Annotated in this window: 7 protein-coding genes; all 7 read left to right on the forward strand. The window is 65.9% G+C overall.

The window, feature by feature from the left end; genetic code table 11:
• The 7 genes from XH88_RS26495 to XH88_RS26525 are packed head-to-tail and all read left to right on the forward strand — an operon-like array spanning position 1 to position 5,892.
• Positions 1-1,116, forward strand: coding sequence for a carbon-phosphorus lyase complex subunit PhnI (locus tag XH88_RS26495; protein WP_271671186.1), 1,116 nt, complete (start codon positions 1-3; stop codon positions 1,114-1,116).
• Positions 1,113-2,009, forward strand: a complete 897-nt coding sequence (locus tag XH88_RS26500; protein ID WP_271671187.1) for an alpha-D-ribose 1-methylphosphonate 5-phosphate C-P-lyase PhnJ — start codon at positions 1,113-1,115, stop codon at positions 2,007-2,009. The genes XH88_RS26495 and XH88_RS26500 overlap by 4 nt, the downstream gene beginning before the upstream one ends.
• Positions 2,002-2,793, forward strand: a complete 792-nt coding sequence (gene phnK, locus XH88_RS26505) for a phosphonate C-P lyase system protein PhnK (protein ID WP_271671188.1) — start codon at positions 2,002-2,004, stop codon at positions 2,791-2,793. The genes XH88_RS26500 and phnK overlap by 8 nt, the downstream gene beginning before the upstream one ends.
• A gap of 8 nt (positions 2,794-2,801) precedes the next feature.
• Positions 2,802-3,500, forward strand: coding sequence for a phosphonate C-P lyase system protein PhnL (gene phnL, locus XH88_RS26510; protein WP_271671189.1), 699 nt, complete (start codon positions 2,802-2,804; stop codon positions 3,498-3,500).
• A 12-nt stretch (positions 3,501-3,512) separates the two neighbouring features.
• Positions 3,513-4,664, forward strand: a complete 1,152-nt coding sequence (locus XH88_RS26515; RefSeq protein ID WP_271671190.1) for an alpha-D-ribose 1-methylphosphonate 5-triphosphate diphosphatase — start codon at positions 3,513-3,515, stop codon at positions 4,662-4,664.
• Entirely contained in the window at positions 4,661-5,257 is a 597-nt protein-coding gene (gene phnN / locus XH88_RS26520) for a phosphonate metabolism protein/1,5-bisphosphokinase (PRPP-forming) PhnN (protein WP_271671191.1), read from the forward strand. The genes XH88_RS26515 and phnN overlap by 4 nt, the downstream gene beginning before the upstream one ends.
• Before the next feature lie 23 nt (positions 5,258-5,280).
• The gene (locus XH88_RS26525; protein ID WP_271671192.1) at positions 5,281-5,892 is read left to right on the forward strand and encodes a pyridoxamine 5'-phosphate oxidase family protein; all 612 of its coding nucleotides are present in this window, start codon (positions 5,281-5,283) and stop codon (positions 5,890-5,892) included.
• Positions 5,893-6,081: the final 189 nt, after the last annotated feature.

Raw genomic sequence — 6,081 nt, forward strand, 5'->3', positions numbered from 1 at the left:
ATGTATGTCGCAGTCAAAGGCGGCGAACGCGCCATCGAGAACGCCCATCGCCTGCTCGCAGATGCCAGGCGCGGCGATCAAAGCGTGCCGGAACTCTCTCTCGACCAGATCTCGGAGCAGCTTGGGCTCGCCGTCGACCGCGTCATGAGCGAGGGTTCGCTCTATGACCGCGAGCTTGCGGCGCTGGCGATCAAGCAGGCGCGGGGCGATCTGATCGAAGCGATCTTCCTGGCTCGCGCCTTCCGCGCCACGTTGCCGCGCTTCGGCGCCAGCGAGCCGGTCGATACCGGCGCGATGCGGGTGCGGCGGCGGGTGTCCGCGACCTTCAAGGATATTCCGGGCGGCCAGATCCTCGGGCCGACCTTCGACTACACGCATCGCCTGCTCGATCCGTCGCTCGCAGAGGGCTTTGTGCCGGAAGCGCCGGCGACGTCAGAGGCATCAACCGCACCGACGCCGCGCGTGACCGACATTCTCGGCCGCGACGGACTGATCGAATCCTCGCCGCAGGCGGAAGAGGGCGCCACTATCGGCGATCTCACCCGCGAGCCGCTGAACTTCCCGGCCGATCGCGATCTGCGCCTGCAAAATCTTGCGCGCGGCGACGAGGGGTTTCTGCTGGCGATGGGCTACTCCACCCAGCGCGGCTACGGCCGCAATCACCCCTTCGTTGGCGAAATTCGCTTTGGCGAGGTCGAGGTCGAATTCGTCGGCGAAGACGTCGGCTTCGCCGTGCCGCTCGGCGCGATCGAGCTGACCGAATGCCAGATGGTCAACCAGTTCAAGGGCTCCGCCACCGAAGCGCCGTGCTTCACGCGCGGTTATGGGCTTGCCTTCGGGCAAAGCGAGCGCAAGACCATGTCGATGGCGCTGGTGGATCGTGCTTTGCGCGCCCGCGAGCTCGGAGAAGAGGCGCTGGCCCCGGCGCAAGATGAAGAATTCGTGTTGTCGCATTCGGACAATGTCCAGGCGACCGGCTTCGTCGAGCATCTGAAGCTGCCGCACTATGTCGACTTCCAGTCCGAGCTCGGCCTCCTGCGCAAGTTGCGCAAGGAGTTTGCCGAAGCCTCTCTTGAAGCCGATGCGTCCGATGGCATGAAGGAGGCCGCGGAATGAACGCGCCCGCCTACAATTTCGCCTATCTCGACGAGCAGACCAAGCGGATGATCCGCCGCGCGATCCTGAAGGCGATCGCGATTCCCGGCTATCAGGTGCCGTTCGCCAGCCGTGAAATGCCGATGCCCTATGGCTGGGGCACCGGCGGCGTGCAGGTGACGGCAGCAATCCTTGGCCCGCAAGACGTGCTGAAGGTGATCGACCAGGGCTCGGACGACACCACGAACGCGATTTCGATCCGCAAGTTCTTCGCCAAGACCGCCGGCGTCGGCACGACCACGGCGACCGACCAGGCGACCGTGATCCAGACCCGTCACCGCATCCCCGAGGCGGCGCTGCACGAAAACCAGGTGCTGGTCTATCAGGTGCCGATTCCCGAGCCGTTGCGCTTCCTTGAGCCGCGCGAGACCGAGACCCGGCGCATGCATGCGCTCGCCGAATACGGCCTGATGCATGTGAAGCTCTACGAGGATATCGCACGGTTCGGCCACATCGCTACCGCCTACGCCTATCCGGTGAAGGTGAATGCGCGCTACGTGATGGATCCGTCGCCGACGCCGAAATTCGACAATCCCAAGATGGACAATTGTCCGGCGTTGCAATTGTTCGGCGCCGGCCGTGAGAAGCGCATCTATGCAATCCCGCCTTATACCCAGGTGGTGTCGCTCGATTTCGAGGATCACCCGTTCGAACCCTACCGCTTCAATGCGCCCTGCGCGCTGTGCGGCGCCGAAAACTCCTATCTTGATGAGATCGTCACCGACGACAGGGGCAGCCGCATGTTCGTCTGCTCGGACACCGATTATTGCGAGGGCCGTCAGGCCGCCGGCCATCATGGCGCCCTGAGTGCTGCGCCCTACAAGGACAAGGCGCAGGGAGACGCAAATGGCTGACCTTCTCGAAGCCGATCAGCCGCTGCTGATCGCCGATAGCCTCAGCAAATCCTACGGCCGCATCGCTGCATGCCGCGAGGTGTCGTTCTCGCTCTATCCCGGCGAGGTGCTGGCGATCGTCGGCGAATCCGGCTCCGGCAAATCGACGCTGCTGCAGCTGCTGTCGGGCCAGCTCGCGCCGAGCGGCGGCCACGTGTCCTATCGGATGCGCGACGGCGTCACCCGCGATCTCGCTGCGCTCGGCGAGGCCGAGCGGCGCCTGCTGTTCCGCACCGATTGGGGCTTCGTGCACCAGGACCCGGCCCAGGGGCTGCGCATGGCCGTCTCGGCCGGCGCCAACGTCGGCGAGCGGCTGATGGCGGTGGGCTGGAATCACTATGGTCGGATTCGCGAATCCGCCTCCGACTGGCTCACGCGGGTCGAGATCGATGTCGCCCGCATCGACGATGCGCCACGCACCTATTCGGGCGGCATGCGCCAGCGTCTCCAGATCGCACGCAACCTCGTCACCGGACCGCTGCTGGTGTTCATGGACGAGCCGACCGGCGGCCTCGACGTCTCGGTGCAGGCGCGCCTGCTCGATCTCTTGCGCACCCTCGTTGCCGAGCTGCATCTCGCCGTCGTCATCGTCACCCACGATCTCGCCGTCGCGCGCCTGTTGTCGCATCGTGTGATGGTGATGAAGGGCGGCCGCGTCATCGAGACCGGCCTCACCGACCAGGTGCTGGACGATCCGCGCGAGCCCTACACCCAGCTCCTCGTTTCCTCGATTCTGCCGCCATGAGTTCTCCGATGACTGCCATGATCGACATCGCCGGCGCCAACAAGACCTTTACCATGCACCTGCAGGGCGGCATCGAGTTGCCCGTCGTGCGCGGCGTCACCTTCCACGTCGATCCCGGCGAGTGCGTCGTGCTGTCAGGGCCATCAGGCGCCGGCAAATCGTCGATCCTGAAGATGATCTTCGGCAATTACCGCTGCGATTCCGGTCGCATCGGCATCCGCCATCGCGGTGAGATCATCAATCTCGCGACCGCCGAGCCGCGTCAGGTGCTCAACGTCCGCCGCTCCACCATCGGCTATGTCAGCCAGTTCCTGCGCGCGGTGCCGCGCGTCGCCACCATCGACGTCGTCGCCGAACCCCTGATTGCCGGTGGCATGACGCGCGCGGATGCACAGGCGCGCGCCGGGGCGCTGCTTCATCGCCTCAACATTCCCGAAAGGCTCTGGCCGCTTCCGCCGGCGACCTTCTCCGGCGGCGAGCAGCAGCGCGTCAACATCGCGCGCGGCTTCATCTCGGATCTGCCGATCCTGCTGCTGGACGAGCCGACCGCCTCGCTCGATGCCGCCAACCGCGCCATCGTGGTCGAGCTGGTTGCCGAGAAGAAGCGCCGTGGCGTTGCCATGGTCGCCATTGTCCATGACGACGAAATCCGCCATTTGATCGCCGACCGTATCGTCGACGTCACCGGCTTTGCCGCCGCGGCCTGAAGGAAGAGGGACATGAAGCCGAAGGACACCGTGATCGCCAACGCCAGGATCGTGCTGGCTGACCGGGTGATCGAACAGGGCTGGCTTGCTCTTGCCGACGGACGCATCGCCGAGATCGGCGATGGGACTGCACCCGCGGGGGCAGGGGACGCTGGCGGCGATCTCATCATGCCCGGCCTGATCGAGCTCCACACCGATCACCTCGAAGCGCACTACGTGCCGCGCCCAAAAGTATTCTGGAACCCGGTCGCGGCGGTCGTCTCCTATGATGGCCAGCTCGCCACGTCAGGCATCACCACCGTGTTCGATTCGCTCAGGGTCTGGCGCGAGGACGGCGCCGAGGAAGTTGACGGCCGCGCCGGCGTGCTCGCCGCCGCCATCACGACCGCGCGCGATTCGAATTTGCTGCGGGCCGACCACTTCCTGCATCTGCGCTGCGAAATCCCGATGCCGAGCGTGGTCGAGGAGGCCAGGGAGCTGATCGACCGGCCGGACGTCAAGCTGATGTCGCTGATGGACCATACGCCCGGCCAGCGCCAGTTCCGCGATGAAGTGAAGCTCCGCGACTACTACCGCGGCAAGGGCGGCGGCAAGACCGATGCCGAGCTCGACGAGCTCTTTGCAAAGCGCTTCGAGTACCAGAAGAAATATGCTGCGACCAATATGCGCGAGATCGTGGCGCTGGCGCACGAATACAAGATTCCGCTGGCGAGCCATGACGACACCACCGAGGAGAACGTCGCGGATGCCGTGCGTGACGGCGTCGCGGTGGCGGAATTCCCGACCACGCTGGAGGCCGCGCGCGGCCTGCACCGGGCCGGCGTCGACATCCTGATGGGCGCGCCCAACGTCGTGCGCGGGGGCTCGCATTCCGGCAACATCGCCGCGGTCGATCTCGCGCGCGAAGGCCTGCTCGATATCCTGTCGTCGGACTACATCCCGTCGAGCCTCTTGATGGGCGCGCTGCAATTGCCCGAGCATGCGCCCTCGATCAGCCTGCCGGCGGCCGTTCGCACCGTGACCAAGGCGCCTGCCGACGCGGTCGGCCTCACCGATCGCGGCGAGATCGCCATCGGCAAGCGTGCCGATCTGATCCGCGTCCACATTGCGGGCAGCGTTCCCGTGGTCCGCAGCGTCTGGCGCGAAGGCGGCCGTGTCGCATGAGCAGGACCGAGACCACGGCACAGGACAGGGCGGGCGCGATCGGTCCCGGCCGGCTCGTGCTCGTGGTCGGTCCGAGCGGCGCCGGCAAGGACACGCTGCTGCGGCTGGCGCAGGTCGCCTGCGCCGATGATCGGGATGTCGTCTTTCCGCGCCGTATCGTGACGCGTGCGTCGTCGTCCGATGAGGACAATATCGCAATGAGTCCCGACGATTTCCGCCGCGCAGGCGAGCACGGCGATTTCGCGGTGCACTGGGAGGCGCATGGGCATTGCTACGCCCTGCCGCTGGAGATCAACGGCGACATCCGTGCGGGCCGCACTGTCGTCGCCAACGTCTCGCGGACAGTGATTGCCGCCTTGCGCCAAGCCTACGCCAACGTCGTCGTTGTCGCGATCACGGCGCCGCCGGACGTGCTGGCGCAGCGGCTTGCCGCACGCGCGCGTCACAGCGACGGCAACATCGCCGATCGGCTCGCTCGCAGCGTTGACGATTCATCGACCCATGCCGATGTTACCATCCTCAACGCCGGCAGCGCGGACTATCACGGCCGCCAGCTCGTGCGCGTGATCAGGAACGAATGCTGGGGCGAATAGCCGGCAGGACAGGAGAGACCGGAATGACGGTGATTGAGACGGTCGAACAGTTAGAAGCCATCTACGGCGCCACCAACGACGCCTCGACCGTTAAAGTCGCCGACCACGTCACCCCGCTCTACCGCGTCTTCATCGAGCAGGCGCCGTTCGCGGCGCTCGCCACCATCGGGCCGGAAGGCATCGACTGCTCGCCGCGCGGCGATCTCCCCGGCTTCGTCCGCATCCACGATCCGAAAACGCTGATGCTTCCGGATCGCCGTGGCAACAACCGGATCGATTCCCTTCGCAACATCGTGCGCGACCCCCGGGTGTCGCTGATGTTCCTGATCCCCGGCTCCGGCAACGCCGTCCGCGCCAACGGCCGCGCGCACCTTTCGGTCGCGCCCGAACTGCTGGCCTCGTTCGAGGTCCAGGGCAAGGCGCCGCGCAGCGTCATGGTGACGAAGGTGGACGAGATCTACTTCCAATGCGCACGCGCCATTGTCCGCGCCGATCTCTGGAATCCCGACAAGCGCGTCGATCCGAAGACGCTGCCGACACCGGGCCAGATCCTCGCCGAGATGAGCCAGAACAAGGTCGGCGGCGCGGAATATGATCGCGCCTGGCCGGAGCGTGCCGCCGCGACGATGTGGTGAGCCTTTCCTACCCTCTCCCCTTGTGGGAGAGGGTGGCTCGCCGCGATAGCGGCGAGACGGGGTCTCTTTCGCCACGAAAAGCGTTGCGCGTGGATAGATACCCCTTGTATCTGCACGGGACCATTTTGTGCGATGGAAGCGACTTAGCGCCTTGGCCGGTGGCCACCGGCCAAGGCGCGTGGCGATGTC

Origin of the sequence: Bradyrhizobium sp. CCBAU 51627 (assembly GCF_028128765.1) — a bacterium.
In the GTDB taxonomy this organism is placed as follows: Bacteria; Pseudomonadota; Alphaproteobacteria; order Rhizobiales; family Xanthobacteraceae; genus Bradyrhizobium.